Source organism: Curtanaerobium respiraculi (assembly GCF_024609215.1).
Lineage (GTDB): Bacteria > Actinomycetota > Coriobacteriia > Coriobacteriales > Eggerthellaceae > Curtanaerobium > Curtanaerobium respiraculi.
Genome location: NZ_JANIPD030000013.1, coordinates 12,252 through 30,426 on the forward strand (window position 1 = coordinate 12,252; position 18,175 = coordinate 30,426).

Below are 18,175 nucleotides of genomic sequence, written 5' to 3' on the forward strand. Positions count from 1 at the left end.
GAATTATTGTTTACCCAAGCAGGATATCCCTTACCCCTCATCCACGGTGCTTTGTCCGGATCCTGCCCTTGCTTTTGCACGCCGTTCGAGGGAGTAGTATGCGAAAAATCACCCGCCACCCATTGTATGCGACCGCGGACGCCCTGAAGCGCGCCTTCGCGGCACAGGGGTTCACGTTGGAAGACGATGGCGCCGATCCAGAGCTGCAGACGGCCGATTGGGCGTTCAACCCGTTCTACAAGCCGGGGGGACTCCGGCACGTTCCCATCCTCTTGGAGGATCACGGGGAGTATGCGCTTCGCAACGAGCTCGTCAACCGGCAGCTTGGAGCATGGCGCGGACGGATCCCCCTGCGAACGATTTGCGTCGGCAGGATATACGACGCCGCGGATGCGCCCCTTGCCGACCACCTCGTGCTAGCCGGTGCGATCATCGATGAGGACGTGGAGAAGCGGCATCTGGAGCGCCTGTGGTTCGGCATCGCCGCGCATCTCTACGGCCTTGGCGCTCGCGCAGCGCTGGAGCCGATCGAGCGCGACACGTTCCGTGTGGCAGTGCAAGCCGCGTCTGAGAGTTTCACCTTGGCGCATATCGGACGCGCCTCGGAGATCGCGCGCGCGCTCCTGGGGCTGGATGACCCCTCGCTCCCGGCGTGGATTTTCGAGGTGGACATCGATGCCGTCGCCATGCACGACTTCGAAATCCCCGATCGGGCTTCCCTTTACAGCCCTCTCGCGTCCTTCCTCTCGCAATTCGAAAACGACGAGCCTGCATGCGGGCAGTCGTTCGAGTCGAAGGCGATCGATACGCTCAGGTCGCACGGCTACCTCGAGTTCTCGAGCGCGCGCCTGTACGAGCAGGACTGCTACGAGAAGATGAACATGATCATGGAAAGCTGGGATCTGAACAATCGGGGCTTCTTCTTGAAGGACCCGCTGGGAGGCAAGGTTCGCGTCCCGACCGTGCGCACGCCCGCGTTGGAGGACGCGCTCGAGGGAAATTACAAGGCGGGCGCGGAATCCGCGCGGCTGTTCGAAATCGGACAGCATTTCGTCAGCGATGCCCAGGGGCGCAACCCGGTGCTGAAATCATCGATCTCGGTCGGTGCGTACGGGCCCGGCATCGACAAGGCATCGTTCCGCAGGGAGGTGGACTCGATCATGTCCGACCTGGGCATTTCCAACCACTTCTTCATCCCCATCGACATGGCGATCCCCTACGACCCCACCGACTGCTGGATCTTGATGGACGAGCATATGAAATACCTCGGGGGGAATTTCGGGACCATCAACCAGATCGCCCTCGACCGCCACGGGCTGGGCGTGAAGGCGTACATGCTGCAGATCGAGATCGAGCCCTTGAGGAAGAAAGCCGAAGAGGAGTTCGACTTCTCCCCCGCCGAGCTCTCGTAAGCGAGGACGGACCCATGGCTTGCGCAGGGCGGGCAACCGCTCCGCCCTGCGCAAGCCGGAAAGCGGCACGCGCACTGCGATTTCAAGCATTTTGTAAAAAGACAGTTATCGCGTGCGCATGCATTGAGCAGGCTTTTCATGGCCTTTAACTGTTTGGGGACAGGCAGGGCGTCGTGGGGAACCACAGCCCCGCGGTTATCGCCCGAGCGGATCGCTGCCATGGCGAAGGATGGTCAGGTAGTCCTCGTACAAAAAGGTGCGGTAGCGCTTCCTGCCATCCTCGCGTTGTTTGAGGATTCCTATCTCGACAAACTCATTCACCAGGCTATTCGCCGTAGTGCGCGAGACATCGAGTTTTCCTGCCACAAAACCGGCGTCGATGATCGGATGAGCCTCGAGCAAGGAGAGGAGCTTCTGCCCCTTGGCCGCGCTGCGTCCTAACCCCTCGTTGATCGCGGCAGCAGACCGACTCCGAAGCCTGACCAGCCTCCTGAGCGAGCTGCCGGCATCCTCCGCGCTCTCCAGCATGCACCGGCAGAAAAACTTCACCCATTCGCGGTACTCGCCACGATCCCTGACCGCCATAAGCCGTTGGCAGTACTCAGATCGATTTAGCTTCAACTGATAGGATGGATAGAAGATGGGACCGCTGAGCACCCCGTCGTTCACCAAAGACAGCGTGATGAGCATCCTGCTGAGCCTTCCGTTCCCATCCAGGAACGGATGGACGGTCTCGAACTGGTAGTGGATCAGTGCCGCCTTGACGATGGCATCGATATCGTCGCGCTCGTTCGCGAACACTTCGAGCTCGGAAAGCGCGATTCGCATGTCTTCGACATTCGGGGGTACGTAGAGGGCGTCTCTGAGCGTGCATCCGGCTGGCCCGATCCAGTTCTGGGAAGTCCTCACCTCACCGGGGCTCTTCTCTGAGCCGCGAGCGCCTTCCAGCAAAACGCCGTGGACCCCGCGCAGCAGGCGAATGCACAGAGGCAGCTCTTTCATCCTCTCGATCGCGAATTCGGTGGCCTTGACGTAGGAGACCACTTCGGCGACATCCTTTTTCGCCAACTCGATGTTGTCCGGATCGAGAACGTCATCAAACGTGCATTGGGTCCCCTCTATCTGAGCCGACAGGAGCGCCTCTTTCCGCACGTACATGGTCAGGTACATCTCCGCATTGGGAACAAACCTGAGCATGCCCTCGAGCTCGCCGATTTTCCTGGAACAGGATCCGAGGAGCCTGATTGACTCCTCGTCGAGTTGCACCGGAACCACCTTGTCCAGTGGCGCGGGCACGAAGGAAAGATACTTCGATTCTCCGGACAGGTTTTCCCTCAGGAAGCCCTGTCCCCTATCTTCCCAGTGCATAGCAACTCCCAATGACAGTTTTCTGTTATTAGAAGCATAGTTTAACATTTAAGAACGTTTTTCGGCACTTTTTTGACGTTAGAACCGCAACGCCACACCTAACGCCGGAAACATACATTTGCGGGCGACGAGAACTGCACTGGCAACTTCCGATGAGTTTCGTTCGGATCCGGCAACTATCGAATAGCCGTCTTCTCGAGATTGTCGCCGCGAAAGAGACCCCATCGAGGAAACCCACCGCGCGATGGTGGCGGCGAAGGCCAGAGAGCTCGGCATGATCCCGGATGACAGCCCGGTGGCTCACCGACGTCGAAGGTTTACGCGCATGAAGAATGCCCATCATCTGCAGCCTCTCGCAATCGTCGAGCAACATCGGTGCCGACGATTTCAAATGTGGCTCGAACGATTCCGCTATCTCCTCGTCCTGTTTCACGCGCGCTCCTTTCGCACGGCCGCAGCATCTATCCGACATCCTCGTTCCGCTCTTTCAAGATGTGGTAACGACGTGCTCTGCTCTCCCCCTCGGCAGCAATGGCGCCTACTTTAACCAACTCCCTCACAAGCACGCGCGTTCTGGGAACGCTCAAACCCACCATCTCCGCAGTCTTTCTCGCCTTGCCGTCCACGAGGGCAGAAAGTACCGCCGCCTTGCTCTTGTCTGCCTTGCCGATTGTTTTTGCCGATCGTTTCCAAAAGAATCGGCATTTCGATCTGCACCGACGGAAACCGCAAGCGTCAGTGGTAAGGTCAGGATCGTACGGTCGGGGCCGAACCGCTCCTCGTAGCTGGGCGCGGCATAGCCGCTCTCCCTCCAGCCTCCCATGATCTTCGGCAACCCGCTGCCCGCGCGCTCGCCTACGCAACGACGGTAAACTAGAAAGACGGCATTCTGCAATGCACTGCCACCTACTTATCAATTACGGTATACTCTACTTATTATTTACGGTATACTCTACTTATCATTTATGGTATTTGAAAGGTCGAGATGGGCAGTCAAGACAACTATATTCCTCGTGCGATGGAGAAAACTTCGCAGGAAATCGCCAACTGGCTCCCTATCGTTTCCGTAACCGGGCCTCGACAAAGCGGGAAATCGACCTTGGTAAAACGTGCGTTCAGCGATTACTCCTACGTGAACCTAGAAGATGCCCAGACTCGTGCATGGGTTCAAAACGACCCCATTGGCTTCCTTTCGACCAACCCCGCCCCTCTTATCGTGGACGAGGCTCAATTAGCCCCAGAACTGTTTTCCCAAATCCAAATCACAGCAGACGAGCTGAGCGGGCAAGGGCATTACGTGCTCTCAGGTTCCCAAAACTTTTTGCTGCTCAAGCAGATTTCTCAGTCGCTCGCAGGTCGGGTGGGCATCGTGCGCCTTCTCCCGCTTTCCTTCCCCGAAGCTCATGCTGCCCGCGCAATTACCTTGGATCAGTTCATGTTTCGTGGCGGCTACCCACGCCTTTACAATGTTGATATTCCCGAACGCATTTTCTTCGATGGTTATGTAAGCACGTACGTTGAGCGCGACATCGCAGGGTATCTGGGTGTTCGCAACATCGCCACCTTCCGCAGATTCCTGGCTTTATGCGCACAGAGCACGGGCAACCTGCTGAACTACACCCGCTTGGCCTCTGACACAGACATATCTACCGCAACCGCACGCTCATGGTTATCTATCCTGGAGTCTAGCTACATCGCGTTTCGGCTGCAGCCTTACTTCACGAACATGCGCAAACGGCTTACGAAGATGCCAAAGTTATACTTCTACGACACTGGCCTGCTATGCTACTTGCTCGGCATCGAATCGCTCGACCAGCTGCTTGCCAGCCCATTTCTAGGAGCAGTCTTCGAAAACTTCGTGATTGTTGAGGTCATGAAACGCCATTCGAACGCAGGGGAAACGCCCCATCTGTTCTTCTACCGCGACGACAGCAAGGTTGAGGTTGATCTTGTAGATGCAACGCACGCGTCTTCAACGGAGTTGATTGAGGTCAAATCATCGCAAACCTTCCGAAGCGAATTTGGACGCCATCTGCAGAAGGTAGGAGAAATGCTTGACATACCTACCGAGCACAGATTCGTCGTCAGTAGGGCTGCAGGGTCGTTTGCAGCTCAGGGATTCCAGGCGGCGAACGTACAAGACTGGCTGCTAAGAAATTAAGCGAACAGCTACGGGCGGGCTCATAAAAGCACAACGAGATCGGCTTGAAAAAACAGCTAGCGAGAGAACACTGAACAAAAGCGAGCTTGAACGCCTTGCGACTCATCTTGAAAAGATGGGGGTTTTACTAGAGGAGCATATACGATACGCCTGTGCTTGATGGAACGCAGTGGGCGCTATCGGCGCACGTAGGCGGTGCCCCTGCCGCCGCCGACTTTCTCCACCGCGCCGCTCTTCACGAGGTCGGCGAGCGCGCGCTCCACGGTGGTAGCGGATATGTCAGGGCATTCCGCGAGGATGTCCGCCTTGGTGACCTTGCCCACGTGCCGGTCGAGCACCGCGGCCACGCGGTCGGCCTTGCTCATGCGCGACGCCGTAAGGCCCCGCACCCGGTCCTCGAAGTCCCGGTAGCACGCGAGAACGGTCCCCAGCATGTAGCGCGCGAAGGGCACGTACGAGCTGGCGCCCTCCGTCCAGCCCGACGAGCTCGCCTGAAGCGCCTCATAGTACGTGTCCTTGCTCTTCTCTATGGCCATCTCGACGCTGACGAACTTGCCCACCAGGTAGCCCGCCTTGTAAAGCAGCAAAAGCGTGAGCAGCCGGCTTATACGGCCGTTGCCATCGTTGAAGGGGTGCACGCACAGGAAGTCGAGGACGAAGACGGGCATGAGTAGGAGCGGGTCGTAGATCCCAGCGTCCATGGCCTTGTTCAGGGTTTCGCAGATTCCGTCCATCGCAGCGGGGGTCGACACCGCCGGCATGGGCTGGAAGCGCGTGCGCAGCACCCCGTCCTCGCCCCGCTCGGCTATCACGTTGTCGGAGTCCTTCCACGAGCCGGCATGCGCGGCGTCGGCGTGCCAGTACAGGTCGCGGTGCAGCTGGAGGATTACCGACGGTCGCACCGGGATGTGATCGTAGCTCTCATGTATCGTCGCCAGGACATCCCGGTAGCCGGCGATCTCCTCCTCGTTGCGGTTCCGGGGCTCGGCCTTCCGGGACATCAGCTCCATAAGGCGCTTGCCGGTCGTGGATATGCCCTCTATCCTGTTCGATGAGGCGGTGCTCTGGATCTTGGCTACCTCGCACAGCCTGTTCAGGGCATCCGGCTTCGCCTTGAGGTAGAGCTCCTGCTTCCCCTTGTACTCGTGGATCGCCGACACCATGTTCGCTATGTCGGGGGCGAGCAGCTCTTCGGGGAGCCTGCTGTAATCAAACGTCCTCATCCGCCCCTCTTTCTGCCTCATTTCCCTTTTATCTGCATCATATTCTACTATATTGGTGCAGTTTTCTGAGAATGATGCAGAATGTAGCTGCCCTCGGGATCCCATTCGACAGGCGGAAAGCAGTTGGCCGGGCCCGCATGCGATGCTGTCGGCAGCTTCAGTGACGGAGGGTAACGCGCTGCGCTGACGAACAATTTCACAATGCTCACACCAAGCTCGCTACCGCGACTACCGCGTCTAATCAACTCCCCCCAAGGACGTCGATTACATCTGGCATATCGGTCCTTTTTGCGAGAACCTGCAAGCTGTATCGTGGAATGCCAGGTAATCAACCCGATAGCTTTCATGGAAATTTCGCTGATAGGGAAACATTGAAGGTACTGGGCCATCGGTTATTGATTTCCTAGCACACCTTCAATAAATCCAAGGAATACCGATACGTCCCCGAAGTAATTTGGATACGCCAGTCTAAGATCACTCTCCGTGTTAGCACGAACAAGAACGAGGTCATGCGTGCCACCCGAAGTATCCTCGTGTTCAAAATACTCTTCGAATGCCGATGCCTCTTCCAGCTTTTCTATTTGCAAGTATTGCTCCTCCTTTATAAGATCGAGGAGAAAATAGCCGGAAACGGTTTTATTCGGCGTGGGATCCAAGTATGTGGCGCTTGACGCAGCGCGTAGATACCCGATGACATCTCTATAACCAGCGCTTGACCTAAGGTTTGCCTGCAGTTCGGCCCATAGCGAGGAGGTCTCGTCAATGCCCTCCTCACGTTTTTGGATCAACCTGGAAGCGGCAAGGAAAAAGGCACCTGCTGGATTGTTTGCCTCCCCAAACTTCAATTGCGAGCCGGAAGCCTCATCGTAGCTTTCCACTGCGGTTGCCCATGCATGTTGCAGCTTGGTCCTGACCTGAAGCTCAGCTGAAAGCCCTTGGTAATCGCTTGTGTCGTATTTGAAAATAAGGTGGCGACCGCGGTATCCTGTACTACGCGGTGCATTGATGTAGTTATATTTGCCAAGCAGGCTTCCCGCGCATTGCGCATCCCCGGCAAGCCTATCGCACATCGTTCTAAGTGACTCTAAATCTGGGACGACGAGCCTGCAGCCTGCCAGGTCATGCATATGCGTCAAATCGCCAGTGATATTTTTGCGGCGAAGCTTGTTCACGATTGTCTCAAGCTTCTTAATTCTTCCTACGAGCAATAGTCCATTGTTGTCAGGCAGGGTAGAATTTACAGTCTCAAACAGCTTTCGAAGCGTAAGGCTATGGGCCCTCCTCCAGTGATTAACCACGGCTAAAGCGCGGATTTCCTCCTCCGACGCACTGGGAGAAGTTAGCTCTTTAAAAAGCGTATCGGATCTAGCAAGACCCTTGCCTGCCCTATCAATGCTTTTCTTAGAATAGGAAACGTTGGCAGCCATCAAGTAAAGACGCGGTTCTCCCGAGCCTCTGCGCTCGAATAGAACCTAAGGATGTTCTTTTTTTCAATCACATTTTTGCTGCGCTGGCCATGGGCAACGCCTACGCGCGCATCTTTCCAGGGATTCTCGGAATGCGTAAGCTGGCTTAATTCCTGACCAGATTTTTCGCCCAGGTAATGAATTACTTGCCTAACCGACACCTGAGCCCTTGCGTCTAAATCAGAAATCCGTGTTTCCCCCAAATCGCCAGGGGCAATCACGAAGATACCGCGGTGCCTGTCGAAAAGCTCCGGTGCCACCGGTCCGTTAACCCACGCCTCGAAGTCCTCGGGAAACAAGGGCTCGCGGAAATTAACCAAATGGTAGGCTTGGCTATAGAAGGCGAGTTTCTGGAGCTTCATGGTGGAAAGCCTTCCGCATTCGTTAAGAATTGCCGCAGCGACATCAACAATGTTTTCCATGATCCCCCCTCTTCTTAACCAGCATTGGCATAAATTACTTCTCAACCTATCAACCAACCGAGGCAATCTGTTTGCTATCAAAAGCAAGTAATACTATAACCCCTCCCCGACTAATGAAGTATAGCCTATCCAGCGGACGATGATGATAAGTGGACAAAAGTGGGCAGGATGGTTTCCTTTGATAAATCATAACGAGCGTAATCTGTCAATATCTACGATCCCTTGGCATACTGTTGGTTTAACAGTATATTCGCTGACATAATTGCAGCAGCAGAAACTCGGGTTGAAGGAGGCGCAACCATGGGCAACGTTGCGAGCGCGATAAGGGACACCGTGCCCATCTCGCTGTTCAACCGGGGTCTCGCCGGCAAGGTGTTCGACGAGGTCAAGAAGACCGGCGCCAAGGCGGTCATGAAGAACAACGCAGCGGAATGCGTGCTCATGCCGCCCGAGGAGTACGTCGCGATAATGGACGAGCTCGAGGACGCCCGCCTGCTCGCGATGGCGACGGAGCACACGGCAGCGGATCCCGCGACCTACATCGGCAGGGACGACCTCTGGGCCGAGATGGGCGTCACGGACGGCGACGTCGCGGGCGTACCCGACGTGGAGTTCGAATGACCTGGCGCGACGCCATACGCTTGCCTTAGCGTTTTGCCAGTTGTAGAACCGAGGTCCGATTTCACTGCTGATCGGAGTATCCTAATTTGCCAAGCCACACCGTGAATGGCTTGAATAAGCGGCAGGCGAATAGGCAATAGTATCGCAAAACAACAGATCAATAGGATGCGAAAGGTTGGGGCAAGCGCCATATGTGCTACTACGTCGAGATTCAGGATTTGGCGGCAAACGCGCTCATTGGGCTTCTTGATGGCGAGAAGGGCAATAGGGTCACATTCAAGCAGCTCAACGATTACGGAGTGGCCGTGGTTCGCAAGCTTATCAGAAATGGACGGGACGCCGTCCTTCTGGCTTCCCAGGAATACGTCTTCGGCATGCGTCGGGAGTGCTCGGACCTCTTCGATGTCCATCACGTCGATAAGCCGGGCGCCTACATCGAGCTTAAGCCCGGCGTCGAGGCTCAAGAGCTGGTCGATCGCTTCTATGGAGCGATCCCCTTCGAGATTCTTGACGCGATGACCGATGCCGACGCGCTTGACGCGCTCTTCGAGAAGGCGGCATAGCCTAGGGGCTCGCCTGTGAAGCGCATGAAGGATCCGGTTTACGGTTATATCGGGCTTGAGAAATGGGTCTGCGATGACGTCATCGGCATGCCGGAATTCCAGCGGCTCCGGCGTGTGGTTCAGACGAGCTTCTTCAGGTATTCCCCGATCGTAAGGTTGAAAAGCCCCGCAATGTAGCTCCGGCACGCTCAGCTTCGCTAGCTCCTTGTCCGCGGAAGCGCACTGTTTTTAACTGATGAGAAGGCCCCATATCCTAGCTGCGCTGCAGATTCGGCGAGGGTCCTCGCGGGTCATAGGGGCCTCCCCCGGAACAGTTCCCTGTGCGACCCCATGCGCACGAGCCTGATCACGGGGTTGGTCTTGTGCGGCATGCAGAGCACGAGTTCACCAAGGCGAGAGCTACTTCGGCGGGTGAGCTGTTGATCTTATCGGCAATGTCGGCATACGCCCTTTCGAAGCCCGATCCCACCCATTCGGTGATCGCGCTTTCTATGTCGTACCAGTTTCCTCCGGAGTGTTCCCGAAGGATGATATCCCAAGCGTTCAATTGCTCATCTGATGCGGCGAAGTACTCGCCCCACGAGACCGCCTCGTCACCTCGCCCTGCACGTGAGAGCTCTTCTTCAGAAGGGAACAGCCTGCCCTCACGTTCGGCGAAAAAGTCCCCGAAGGTGGAGTGCAACCCGCATTCGAGGCCGAAACCGTTTCCGAGAATAATGAGCTGATGCGATGCGAACCGCCATGCGTCAGCCTCGCGTCTCTCCTCATTCACTCTTTGTATTTCTGACGCCAGCTCATAAGAGCAGTTGGCGGAGAAGGGCTCCCCGCCGAAGATGCCATCAAGCCTTCTTGAATCATCCATCATGGTCAGTCCTCGTACGGGATTCTGAACCGATCGAGCAGCTCCTTGAAACGATCCTGCACGGTTAGGGCGGTCCCCTCTAGGTATCCCGGCTCGCGTTTCCATTCGGAAAGCCCACGGTAATAGAAGCCCTTGAGCTCGTCGGTGATGACGAAGGGGACGATACCGTATCTCAGGCACTCCTTCAGCATGATGAGCCTGCCGACGCGCCCGTTGCCATCCTGGAAGGGATGTATGCGCTCGAAGCGCCAGTGAAATTCGAGGATATCGTCCAGCCCGACGTCGTCGAGCCCCTCGTACCATTCCAACAGCTCTCGTATACGCAGCTCAACCTCCTCGGGCGCCGCCGTGTCACGTCCGCCGACCTCGTTGGGGAGCTTCTTGTAATCTCCCACGGTGAACCACTCTCGAGATGCGTCCTGCGTCCCCGACTTAAGCATCAGATGCAGGCGCTTGACGTACAGCTGGGTTAGCCTCCTCCCGGCGGTGTCGATCACGTAGTCGATACAGCGGAAGTGGTTCATGGTCTCGATGACGTCATCGATGTTGACGGCGCCTTCGTCGGCGCCGATGGTGCGCGTCTCAAAGATGAGCCGCGTCTGGTCCTCGGTCAGCCTGCTGCCCTCGATGTGGTTGGAGTTGTAGGTGAGGTCGATCTGCAGGCGGTGGTATATGCCGCCGGGCAGCTTGGCGTCCTTCTCATCGCGAAGCGTCTGCAGGAGATCTCGACGCTTCGCATCCTTCCTCGCGGCGCGCGCGGGCTTGTCGGCGTCGGCGGGAACGTTCCATGTCTTGCCAGTTATGAACGCGCCGGGGACGCGGCCGTGCGCGCAGTAGTTGCGCACGGACCGCTCTGAGACGCCCCATTTCTCCGCCGCCTGCGCGACCGATATGAACTCCGGCATGCTCGCCGCCTTTCCTCTATCGGCAATGTTTCGAATCTTACAAAGCCAATTATACCATCATTGTTTGCCGATATTATCAGCGGCAATGACCATGCAACACCGTGGCTGTCACCGCGCTCAAGGGGCCTTCCACCTCGGGAATCCCCGGCATCTGGTGGATACGAGGCGCAAGACGGCGGCGCAGAGGGTGATCGACAAGTCAGGCTGGTACTGTCAAGAATCTTACGCACTTTTAGCTGACGCCCTACGGCCGTCGGCATGCTTACGACTCCTCTAAGTATGGACATGTCCAGATATCGCCTTAATCGCCGGTAGATTGCGTGCTGAGTAATCCGGAAGTATACTATCGTATGACTTTAGATAACCATTTGCGTCCGGAAGGAGACGACATGGCAACCGAGCTCGAGCCCCTCGGCACGAAGATTCCCCACGACGAGCGCACAGCTTTCAAGCGAACATGCGAGGCTATCGGCACCACCCCGAGCGGCGCCCTGCGGATCTTCGTCACCTGCTTCAACAACTACGGCGGCTTCCCCTTCCCTGTACGCGCGAGGCAAACGGCGCCCGAGCCGTTCGCCGACGAGGCGGAGGCGATGGACTTCCTCGCCCAAGTTTCCGATAGGATGCTCGATGAAGCGCGGTGATGTCTGGACCGCAAGGAGAAACCCAATAGGACGGCATCGTCTCTACTCAGTGATCAGGCGAGGTCGTCGTAGAGCCCCTCGTCCTCGGGATCATCCTAGTCTGCCAGCAGCCCGTTGATGGTCTACTCGACCGTCTCCTCGACGAGTTCCCCGAGCTCCCCCTTCATGGCCTCCCGGTCGACTGCTACGATGGGCTCGGGCATGTGCCGGTACCTGTATATGTCGCGCTGGCACGCCATGACGATGGACTCGGCCGGGCCGAGCGCCCCGGGGTCGCGGTCATCCCGTGGCGTGGACGACGGGGCGTGCCAGCGCTTCCTCCCTCCGCCCATGGTGGAAGTCCTTGTCTCCCGCGTAGGCGGCGGCGCCAAGGACTTCCACATCGCGATTACGCCGCCGCCCGCGCGGGCTATCTCGCGGGGATGCGAATCCGCATTGCCGCGATTATACGTCAGCCGGGGAGAGGGCCGGGCCGCCTAGCGGAAACCCACAATCTGCAAGGGGAGATTTTCTTAGGATAAAGACCGGTTTCATCAGCAACCGTTCCCATATAGCTTAGCATTCGACATGTGCATTGTTCCGTCTTCCGGATTGAGAGCGTTCGTGCGAATAAGATGTCGATAAAAGATGGCTCGGTCCAAAAAAAACTCAATTTCCCTGCTATTGCTTGGCTACTGCTTTCTATCTGTATATACATTGGCCTTTCCATCAATTTGAATTATCCGGAGATCAGTGGCACCGTCTCGCATTCAGGATGGGACCGGTTCATCCATTCCCTGCCATCAGAAAAAGGAAGCGCTTACGCACTTGCACCTATCTTAGTAATCGCATTAGCCTATCTTTTTCAATCTACCTGGGGGAAAAGGCACTCGATCCGAATCGGAATCACGTTGCCCATCGCCGCGCTGTTCTTCGGGTTCAGCATGGTGGTTGGCTGGTCCTTCGATACACTGGGTTCTGCCTCAGTACTTTTTTCCGGGAAATCGCAGGCGCTTAAAACAATCCTGGCCTTTTGCAGCTGGACGCTGCTCGCATTTTGCATTCTTGCTCAAATCAGCTTGTTTTCCGTCTCAAGCTTTATTGAATCGATTTCCCCCGCTCAGGGCCTCGTGGGAAAAATCGAGAAGGCCGTCTCGCGCCATCCGGTGATCTTCTTTTCGATTATTCTTGCAGCATGCTGGCTCCCGACATTCATCGCCTGCGCACCCGGCCTGTTCATGGGCGATACCCTTGACCAGATCAAAATGTCGATGAATCTGCCGAACAGCAGGTCTGAACATACACTGCTCATCGACCCGAATGTGACGCTCACGCAGCATCACCCGGTGCTGCACACGATGTTGCTCGGTGCGTTTGTCTCCTTTGGGTCCACTATCTTCGGAAGCGAGACCGTCGGCGCACTCGCCTACACTCTCTTTCAGTACCTCGTAACCATTTTCTGCCTTGCAGCTGCATTGGCTTTCCTCGTTGAAATCGGCACGCATATCAAAATAGTCTTGGTGTTGTTGCTGTTCTTTTCCCTCGATCCTATTTTCGCGAAATACGCGATGCTTATCACGAAAGACGTCCTCTTCGCAGACGCGCTCTTGGTTTTCCTTGTTGAGCTAACACGCATACTTATCGACAGACGTTCAACTCGCGTCCACTTCGGCTGCCTTGTTACTTCCGCAGTATTTACGAGCATGCTTCGAAGTGGCGCCCTCGTGCTCGTCGTCGCATCGCTCGCCATCCTCTGCATCTGCCAAAAGAGGAAATCGCGGGCATTGGCCGGAACCGCCGGCGCGATTCTGTTGCTGGGATTGGCCCTGCAGCTCGTCGTCTTCCCCTCTCTATCCATCAGCGGCACCAACATGCGCGAGCTCATGTCCATTCCATTCCAACAAACTGCTCGCTTCGTGAAAGCGTACCCCGATGAAACCACGCCCGAGGAACGAGACGCGATCGACACCGTCCTCGGCTATGACGACCTGGCAAAGCGCTATAAACCGACAACTTCCGATCCCGTGAAAGACAGGTCGAACAAGTACGCCACCGCGGATGACTACGCAGCATATTTTTCAGCCTGGGGTTCCATGCTCGCGCGTCATCCGGAAATATATCTATCCGCAACCTTGCATAACTACTACGGGTATTTTTATCTCGGACGACCCCAATCACCATGCTATACCACGGAAAGCAGCAATAAACGCTATTCCAAAGCCGCAAACGAAGGTTTTGACTTTCAATGGGTCTTCCAGGGAGGAAGATTCGACAGCCTTAGAACCACCAGGGACAACGCAGAACTTGCATTTGATCGTCTACCTGCAGTTTCCCTCCTTAACCTTGCAGCATTCTATAATTGGGGACTAATCGTCCTCACCATTTTGCTCTTACGCAAGAGCAGCAGATTGGCAGTCCCTCTCATCCCATTGTGGATTCTGCTGTTAGCCTCGTTGATCGGTCCGGTAAACGGGTACTACTTTAGATACAGCTACCCGCTCGTGATATGCATGCCCTTTATCGCAGGGATTCTCTTCTCCGATTCTGGAGCGCAATCGCTAAGCCAGGCGCACACCTCGATGCGCAAAGAACACGATGGCCACGACAACGCCCTCGAGAATCGCTAAGGTGAATGATGCTACCGCCGTTATTTCTGCAGCACCGATGAGCTTTCGCCTTCGCAAGGGAGCGCTTCATGATCCTCGCTATGGCGCCGAAACCCGAAACAACAACGCACGCGGGATACCGGAATCAACACCCCGCTTGAGTAATCTACGACTCAAATACCTCGTTGAAAATCCTCTCGGACGCATTCCCCTCCTCGTAAGTCAGGAACTTATCCGCGAAACGCTTATAATCCGCGGCATAAGTCTCTTCGACTGCATCGATATGGGATAGGCATTCAATCACATCTTCGGTGGTTTTCAGAAGCGGGCCCGGGGCTTCATTTTCAAGATCGATATTGAAACCGCGGAGCTTATCGCGGTAATCCTCAAGGTCGTATACGTAGAAAAGCATCGGCCGTCCTAGAATTCCGTAATCGAACATGATCGATGAGTAGTCGGTAATCAAAACATCTGCCGCCAGGAGAACATCATCTATGCTCTTTTCATTCGTGAGGTCTTTGACCCTGCTGTCGAGACCTTTTACTCCCCCTTTGGGAATCGCCAGATGATGGAGCCGGAGTCCCACCGTCCATTCTTCGTCAAGCTCATTCAGCATTTTAGAGAGATCGAGCCCGATATTGGCGCGTCCGCTCACTCTCCACGTTGGCGAATAAAGCACGAGCTTCTTGGATGGATCTATCCCCAGCTTCTCCTTCATCGCACTCTGGCATTGCTCATTGTTCATGGCGAAGAGGGCATCGTTGCGTGGGTATCCGCATCTGAGGAAGCTCCGATTGAATGCATAGCACGACTTGGTGATTTCAGCGACGGTATCGCTCTGGACGACGAGGTAATCCCATCTTCCGCAACGGCGAAGAAATGAATCAATTGACTTCTGCGTGGGGAAATCGCTTTTGACGTCGAGGCCCAACGTTTTAAGCGGGGTGCCGTGCATCGTCTGAACTTCAATCTGCCCGCGCTTCTTCTCGTATGCATCCATGAAATTAACGTTGTTGAACAGATAGTGAGCCCTCGACATCAGCAAGAAATACGGCAGGGTCCCTCTTACAACGCTTTTTGCGTTCTCCGAACCTAGGATTCGAGGATCTTTGAGCGACCAGACGCATTCGTATTCCGGATGGTGCTTGCGCAGATATCGGTAAAAGGCGCCGGGATTGCAGTCGGTAGACGCACCCCAGTATGACTCGAAAACAACAAGGTTCTTCTTTATCGGAAGGGCACGCAGCGCAGGGTACAGAAGCATCTCCACCGCTTTCTTCCTGCGTTTCGTTTTTTCGTACCAATGCAGCACCCTGGTTGATTTTATGGATACGCCCCGCTTGGTCGCGTACACACGGTATTCGTAACCGCCGGGATCGACGAACCTGAGAGGCTTGTAATCGATCGAAACGCCCGATCGAACCCTTATCGCCTCGACGGCTCCCTCGCCTTCCAACGATAACTCGAGCACATAGGTATCCTCTCGTAGCAGGCGAGTAAATCCAGCATCCGAGAAGTCGAATTCGATGACGGCTTTCCCGAATTCCCTCGTCCCCCATCGGCCGGAGGCAACCGCCCCGTAGCGAACCCCTTTCACAAGGGGGATAAGCTCATCGGACGAAACCCGAGGCGAGAGCATCGAGGTATCGACCCCGATTCGGAGCTTGAGTCCGTCAATCTGGATCGCTTCGGTGAAGACACCCGATTTGAAATTCGATATCGCAATGAGCCCGTCAGATTGGCGGCGGGCGGCAAAATAGCTGTCGATCGCATCGACAAATATCGGGCAACGCGAGTCGAATTCATAACGGCGATGAATCTTGGAGATAGAACGCGTGGTAAAGGCGGTTTGCGCTCCATCTTCGAAATGAGCTACCACTAGGTTTGGGACATCGGTCGGAGTAATATCGATAACCTTACGACGAAGCTTAGAGACCCTAACGATAAGATGGTAATTCACATCGTATCCAACTTGGTATTTCAACCCCGCAAAGCTTTCCGAATGGGGACGGACGATCCACCCCGGAATCGGGCGTGCTAAATAACACGGCTTGCACACCAATCCATTTTGCCTATAGGACATCTCAATCCGGTAAGTTCCGGGTTGAAGATCCAATTGCGAGAGCGCTCCAGAGAACTCGTACAGCCTTCGATGCTGGTCAACCAAACGAACCGCTTTATAGAATCTGCTGGTCTTTATGGCAATAGGCTTAGGCGACTTCTTCCTCTTAACCTTGAGGGGAATTCTGCGACCCTCTGAATCGACAAAGCAAGCATCGAGCTTCACCTTATGTTTCGGACCCATCTGAAGGCAGGGAACACTCACGAGCGCCTGCGCAGAGAAGCCCACTCCCCTGCTGGATTCGGTCAAGCTTGCTTTGGTAAGCTTCATCCAGATTCCGGCTTCGCTCAGCTCTCTCGTCATCCGCATCTGTTCTTGCGGGATGCCTTTTATTGGGAACCGTCCGTAGAATTCGCCCCTAGATTTATAGATAGGAAGGGTCTTGTAGCCCTTCTTCTGATAATCGATAACCTGCAACGCGGACCCAACATCATCGCGCATGATGAAGAAATACTTGATACGGTCGATTGCCCGAATCGCATCAAAAGCATCGGGCCTCAGCCTTGGAAGGAATTCTTTCAGCATTCGAGCAACGGTCGCACGGTATTCATCATCCGCATTCAGCATCGCATCCACGTATAGAACGATATCGACGCTCAGCAGCTTTCTATCGAGCCAGAACCGCGCCTCTCCGTCGATTCCTTCTCTTTCGTAGAAATCGAGGAGCATCGAAATGGCTTTCATTCGATCGGTGAAATTCGACAGTCCGGTCCGGTTTTGCGTAATCGACCTGTTAGCCCCATCGCGTGCACGCCAACGATAAACGATCTCGTCAATATATCCGACGCGCTTAGCCTTGAAATGAGCCGGTATACTCGTTGGGATATCCTCATATAGCATGCCTTCAGCCCAACGGATATGCTCCCTCTCGTAGAAAGAGCGATTGAACATTTTGTTCCATGCGGTTGTGTCGTAAACGAGGCTGGGGCTTTCGAGGATATGGGTCACATTCGGGACATCCTCAAAAGCCCTTCGATGCAGGATGCTCTTATATCTCGTCTTGCTGTCGAACCTGATCACATCGCCCGTTACGAAATCGCAATCCATCTTCTCAGCAAAGTCGAACATCTTTTTATATGCAGACAAGGGGATGATATCGTCCGAGTCGCAGAAAATGATGTACTTCCCTTGGGCAAGATATGCACCGTAATTGCGAGCGTGCCCAAGCCCTTCGTTCGGAATGCGGTGATACTCGACGAATTCATATCGATGAGCGTAATCCTTCGCTATTTCGGGGCATCCATCGGTAGACCCGTCATCGATAATTATGATTTCGATATTCTTGAGAGTTTGATGTACGAGCGAGTATAGACATTCATCCAGATACTCTTCGACGTTGTAGACGGGAACGACAACGCTTAAATTGCATTCCCTCGCCCGAGATGATTGCTCGCGCAACATTAAAACATCTGTCACGATTATCCCCAAGCAAATATTTTGTAGGCGAACTTCCTGGCTAATCTTGCAAAAATTTTTGGTCTCGAATTTTACAGCATTAAATAGAATTTGGTTCTGGAACTTACGCAAACAGGGCTATCGCATCTATTTTACCCTGTGGTGCCTTTCCTGCTCTTACGTTCGCGGACCTCGATTTCTTCTCATGTTCAAGGGATCCCCCTCTAGCATGCGACTTCGCCACCATCGCCTTCAAGACGCCGTCCGGACGTACTCGGTGGGCGCGTCCATGCCGACCGCCCGAGTTTTGCAGTTAGATAGACTCCCCCGATTTCGCTTCACCCAGGTCAGGCCCCGCACGGGCCTTCTTTTTTGTCAAATCAGCATGACTGTTTATGCCTGTTACTGCATGTTACCATGGTGCAA

Annotated in this window: 15 protein-coding genes; 7 read left to right on the top strand and 8 right to left on the bottom strand. The window is 55.1% G+C overall.

Annotated elements, in window-relative coordinates; genetic code table 11:
- Positions 1-98 precede the first annotated feature (98 nt).
- Positions 99-1,412, top strand: a complete 1,314-nt coding sequence (locus NOV21_RS05820; protein ID WP_283171629.1) for a class-II aminoacyl-tRNA synthetase family protein — start codon at positions 99-101, stop codon at positions 1,410-1,412.
- Between the two features lie 195 nt (positions 1,413-1,607).
- On the opposite strand, the gene NOV21_RS05825 is transcribed toward NOV21_RS05820, so the two are convergent.
- Positions 1,608-2,780 (bottom strand): Fic family protein, encoded by a 1,173-nt coding sequence (locus NOV21_RS05825; protein WP_283171630.1) that lies wholly within the window; start codon positions 2,778-2,780, stop codon positions 1,608-1,610.
- Between the two features lie 985 nt (positions 2,781-3,765).
- Between NOV21_RS05825 and NOV21_RS05830 the strand changes: the two genes are divergently transcribed.
- Positions 3,766-4,941: an ATP-binding protein gene (locus tag NOV21_RS05830; protein WP_283171631.1), complete on the top strand. Its 1,176-nt coding sequence runs from the start codon at positions 3,766-3,768 to the stop codon at positions 4,939-4,941.
- Between the two features lie 176 nt (positions 4,942-5,117).
- Here the strand turns inward: NOV21_RS05830 and NOV21_RS05835 are convergent, their stop codons facing one another.
- The 3 genes from NOV21_RS05835 to NOV21_RS05845 all read right to left on the bottom strand — a co-directional run bounded on the left by NOV21_RS05835 (position 5,118) and on the right by NOV21_RS05845 (position 8,052).
- A complete protein-coding gene (locus tag NOV21_RS05835; RefSeq protein WP_283171632.1) occupies positions 5,118-6,164 on the bottom strand; it encodes a Fic family protein in 1,047 nt (348 codons plus the stop codon).
- A gap of 392 nt (positions 6,165-6,556) precedes the next feature.
- A complete protein-coding gene (locus NOV21_RS05840; protein WP_283171633.1) occupies positions 6,557-7,591 on the bottom strand; it encodes a RelA/SpoT domain-containing protein in 1,035 nt (344 codons plus the stop codon).
- Positions 7,591-8,052: a Panacea domain-containing protein gene (locus NOV21_RS05845; RefSeq protein WP_283171634.1), complete on the bottom strand. Its 462-nt coding sequence runs from the start codon at positions 8,050-8,052 to the stop codon at positions 7,591-7,593. Before NOV21_RS05845 ends, NOV21_RS05840 begins: the two co-directional genes overlap by 1 nt.
- A 300-nt stretch (positions 8,053-8,352) precedes the next feature.
- On the opposite strand from NOV21_RS05845, the gene NOV21_RS05850 reads away from it, so the two are divergent.
- The 3 genes from NOV21_RS05850 (at position 8,353) to NOV21_RS05860 (ending at position 9,413) form a co-directional block, all read left to right on the top strand.
- Complete coding sequence (locus tag NOV21_RS05850) at positions 8,353-8,673, top strand: type II toxin-antitoxin system Phd/YefM family antitoxin (protein ID WP_283171635.1); 321 nt, start codon at positions 8,353-8,355, stop codon at positions 8,671-8,673.
- A gap of 191 nt (positions 8,674-8,864) precedes the next feature.
- Positions 8,865-9,236, top strand: a complete 372-nt coding sequence (locus NOV21_RS05855) for a hypothetical protein (RefSeq protein WP_283171636.1) — start codon at positions 8,865-8,867, stop codon at positions 9,234-9,236.
- Between the two features lie 15 nt (positions 9,237-9,251).
- Positions 9,252-9,413: a hypothetical protein gene (locus NOV21_RS05860; RefSeq protein WP_283171778.1), complete on the top strand. Its 162-nt coding sequence runs from the start codon at positions 9,252-9,254 to the stop codon at positions 9,411-9,413.
- A 169-nt stretch (positions 9,414-9,582) separates the two neighbouring features.
- Here the strand turns inward: NOV21_RS05860 and NOV21_RS05865 are convergent, their stop codons facing one another.
- Both NOV21_RS05865 and NOV21_RS05870 read right to left on the bottom strand, forming a co-directional pair.
- Positions 9,583-10,101, bottom strand: a complete 519-nt coding sequence (locus NOV21_RS05865) for a hypothetical protein (RefSeq protein ID WP_283171637.1) — start codon at positions 10,099-10,101, stop codon at positions 9,583-9,585.
- Between the two features lie 2 nt (positions 10,102-10,103).
- Positions 10,104-11,003, bottom strand: coding sequence for a Fic family protein (locus NOV21_RS05870; RefSeq protein ID WP_283171638.1), 900 nt, complete (start codon positions 11,001-11,003; stop codon positions 10,104-10,106).
- Positions 11,004-11,392: 389 nt separating this feature from the next.
- Here NOV21_RS05870 and NOV21_RS05875 point away from each other — a divergent pair, with 389 nt between their 5' ends.
- Positions 11,393-11,647, top strand: a complete 255-nt coding sequence (locus NOV21_RS05875) for a type II toxin-antitoxin system RelB/DinJ family antitoxin (protein WP_283171639.1) — start codon at positions 11,393-11,395, stop codon at positions 11,645-11,647.
- Positions 11,648-11,769: 122 nt separating this feature from the next.
- Here the strand turns inward: NOV21_RS05875 and NOV21_RS05880 are convergent, their stop codons facing one another.
- On the bottom strand, positions 11,770-11,979 hold the full coding sequence (locus NOV21_RS05880; protein WP_283171640.1) for a hypothetical protein: 210 nt from the start codon (positions 11,977-11,979) through the stop codon (positions 11,770-11,772).
- Between the two features lie 282 nt (positions 11,980-12,261).
- Between NOV21_RS05880 and NOV21_RS05885 the strand changes: the two genes are divergently transcribed.
- Positions 12,262-14,253, top strand: a complete 1,992-nt coding sequence (locus tag NOV21_RS05885; protein WP_283171641.1) for a DUF6020 family protein — start codon at positions 12,262-12,264, stop codon at positions 14,251-14,253.
- 145 nt (positions 14,254-14,398) lie between these two features.
- Here NOV21_RS05885 and NOV21_RS05890 read toward each other — a convergent pair whose 3' ends face one another.
- Positions 14,399-17,770 carry a bifunctional glycosyltransferase/CDP-glycerol:glycerophosphate glycerophosphotransferase gene (locus tag NOV21_RS05890; RefSeq protein ID WP_283171642.1) on the bottom strand — a complete coding sequence of 1,124 codons (3,372 nt, stop codon included), beginning with the start codon at positions 17,768-17,770 and terminating at the stop codon, positions 14,399-14,401.
- Positions 17,771-18,175: the final 405 nt, after the last annotated feature.

What these genes read in the sequence shown, in the direction of transcription:
- NOV21_RS05840 (WP_283171633.1), bottom strand. Translation starts at nt 7,591, where the DNA reads ATGGCTGCCAACGTTTCCTATTCTAAGAAAAGCATTGATAGGGCAGGC.
- NOV21_RS05870 (WP_283171638.1), bottom strand. Translation starts at nt 11,003, where the DNA reads ATGCCGGAGTTCATATCGGTCGCGCAGGCGGCGGAGAAATGGGGCGTC.
- NOV21_RS05820 (WP_283171629.1), top strand. Translation starts at nt 99, where the DNA reads ATGCGAAAAATCACCCGCCACCCATTGTATGCGACCGCGGACGCCCTG.
- NOV21_RS05845 (WP_283171634.1), bottom strand. Translation starts at nt 8,052, where the DNA reads ATGGAAAACATTGTTGATGTCGCTGCGGCAATTCTTAACGAATGCGGA.
- NOV21_RS05830 (WP_283171631.1), top strand. Translation starts at nt 3,766, where the DNA reads ATGGGCAGTCAAGACAACTATATTCCTCGTGCGATGGAGAAAACTTCG.
- NOV21_RS05850 (WP_283171635.1), top strand. Translation starts at nt 8,353, where the DNA reads ATGGGCAACGTTGCGAGCGCGATAAGGGACACCGTGCCCATCTCGCTG.
- NOV21_RS05825 (WP_283171630.1), bottom strand. Translation starts at nt 2,780, where the DNA reads ATGCACTGGGAAGATAGGGGACAGGGCTTCCTGAGGGAAAACCTGTCC.
- NOV21_RS05880 (WP_283171640.1), bottom strand. Translation starts at nt 11,979, where the DNA reads ATGGGCGGAGGGAGGAAGCGCTGGCACGCCCCGTCGTCCACGCCACGG.
- NOV21_RS05885 (WP_283171641.1), top strand. Translation starts at nt 12,262, where the DNA reads ATGTCGATAAAAGATGGCTCGGTCCAAAAAAAACTCAATTTCCCTGCT.
- NOV21_RS05835 (WP_283171632.1), bottom strand. Translation starts at nt 6,164, where the DNA reads ATGAGGACGTTTGATTACAGCAGGCTCCCCGAAGAGCTGCTCGCCCCC.
- NOV21_RS05855 (WP_283171636.1), top strand. Translation starts at nt 8,865, where the DNA reads ATGTGCTACTACGTCGAGATTCAGGATTTGGCGGCAAACGCGCTCATT.
- NOV21_RS05865 (WP_283171637.1), bottom strand. Translation starts at nt 10,101, where the DNA reads ATGATGGATGATTCAAGAAGGCTTGATGGCATCTTCGGCGGGGAGCCC.
- NOV21_RS05875 (WP_283171639.1), top strand. Translation starts at nt 11,393, where the DNA reads ATGGCAACCGAGCTCGAGCCCCTCGGCACGAAGATTCCCCACGACGAG.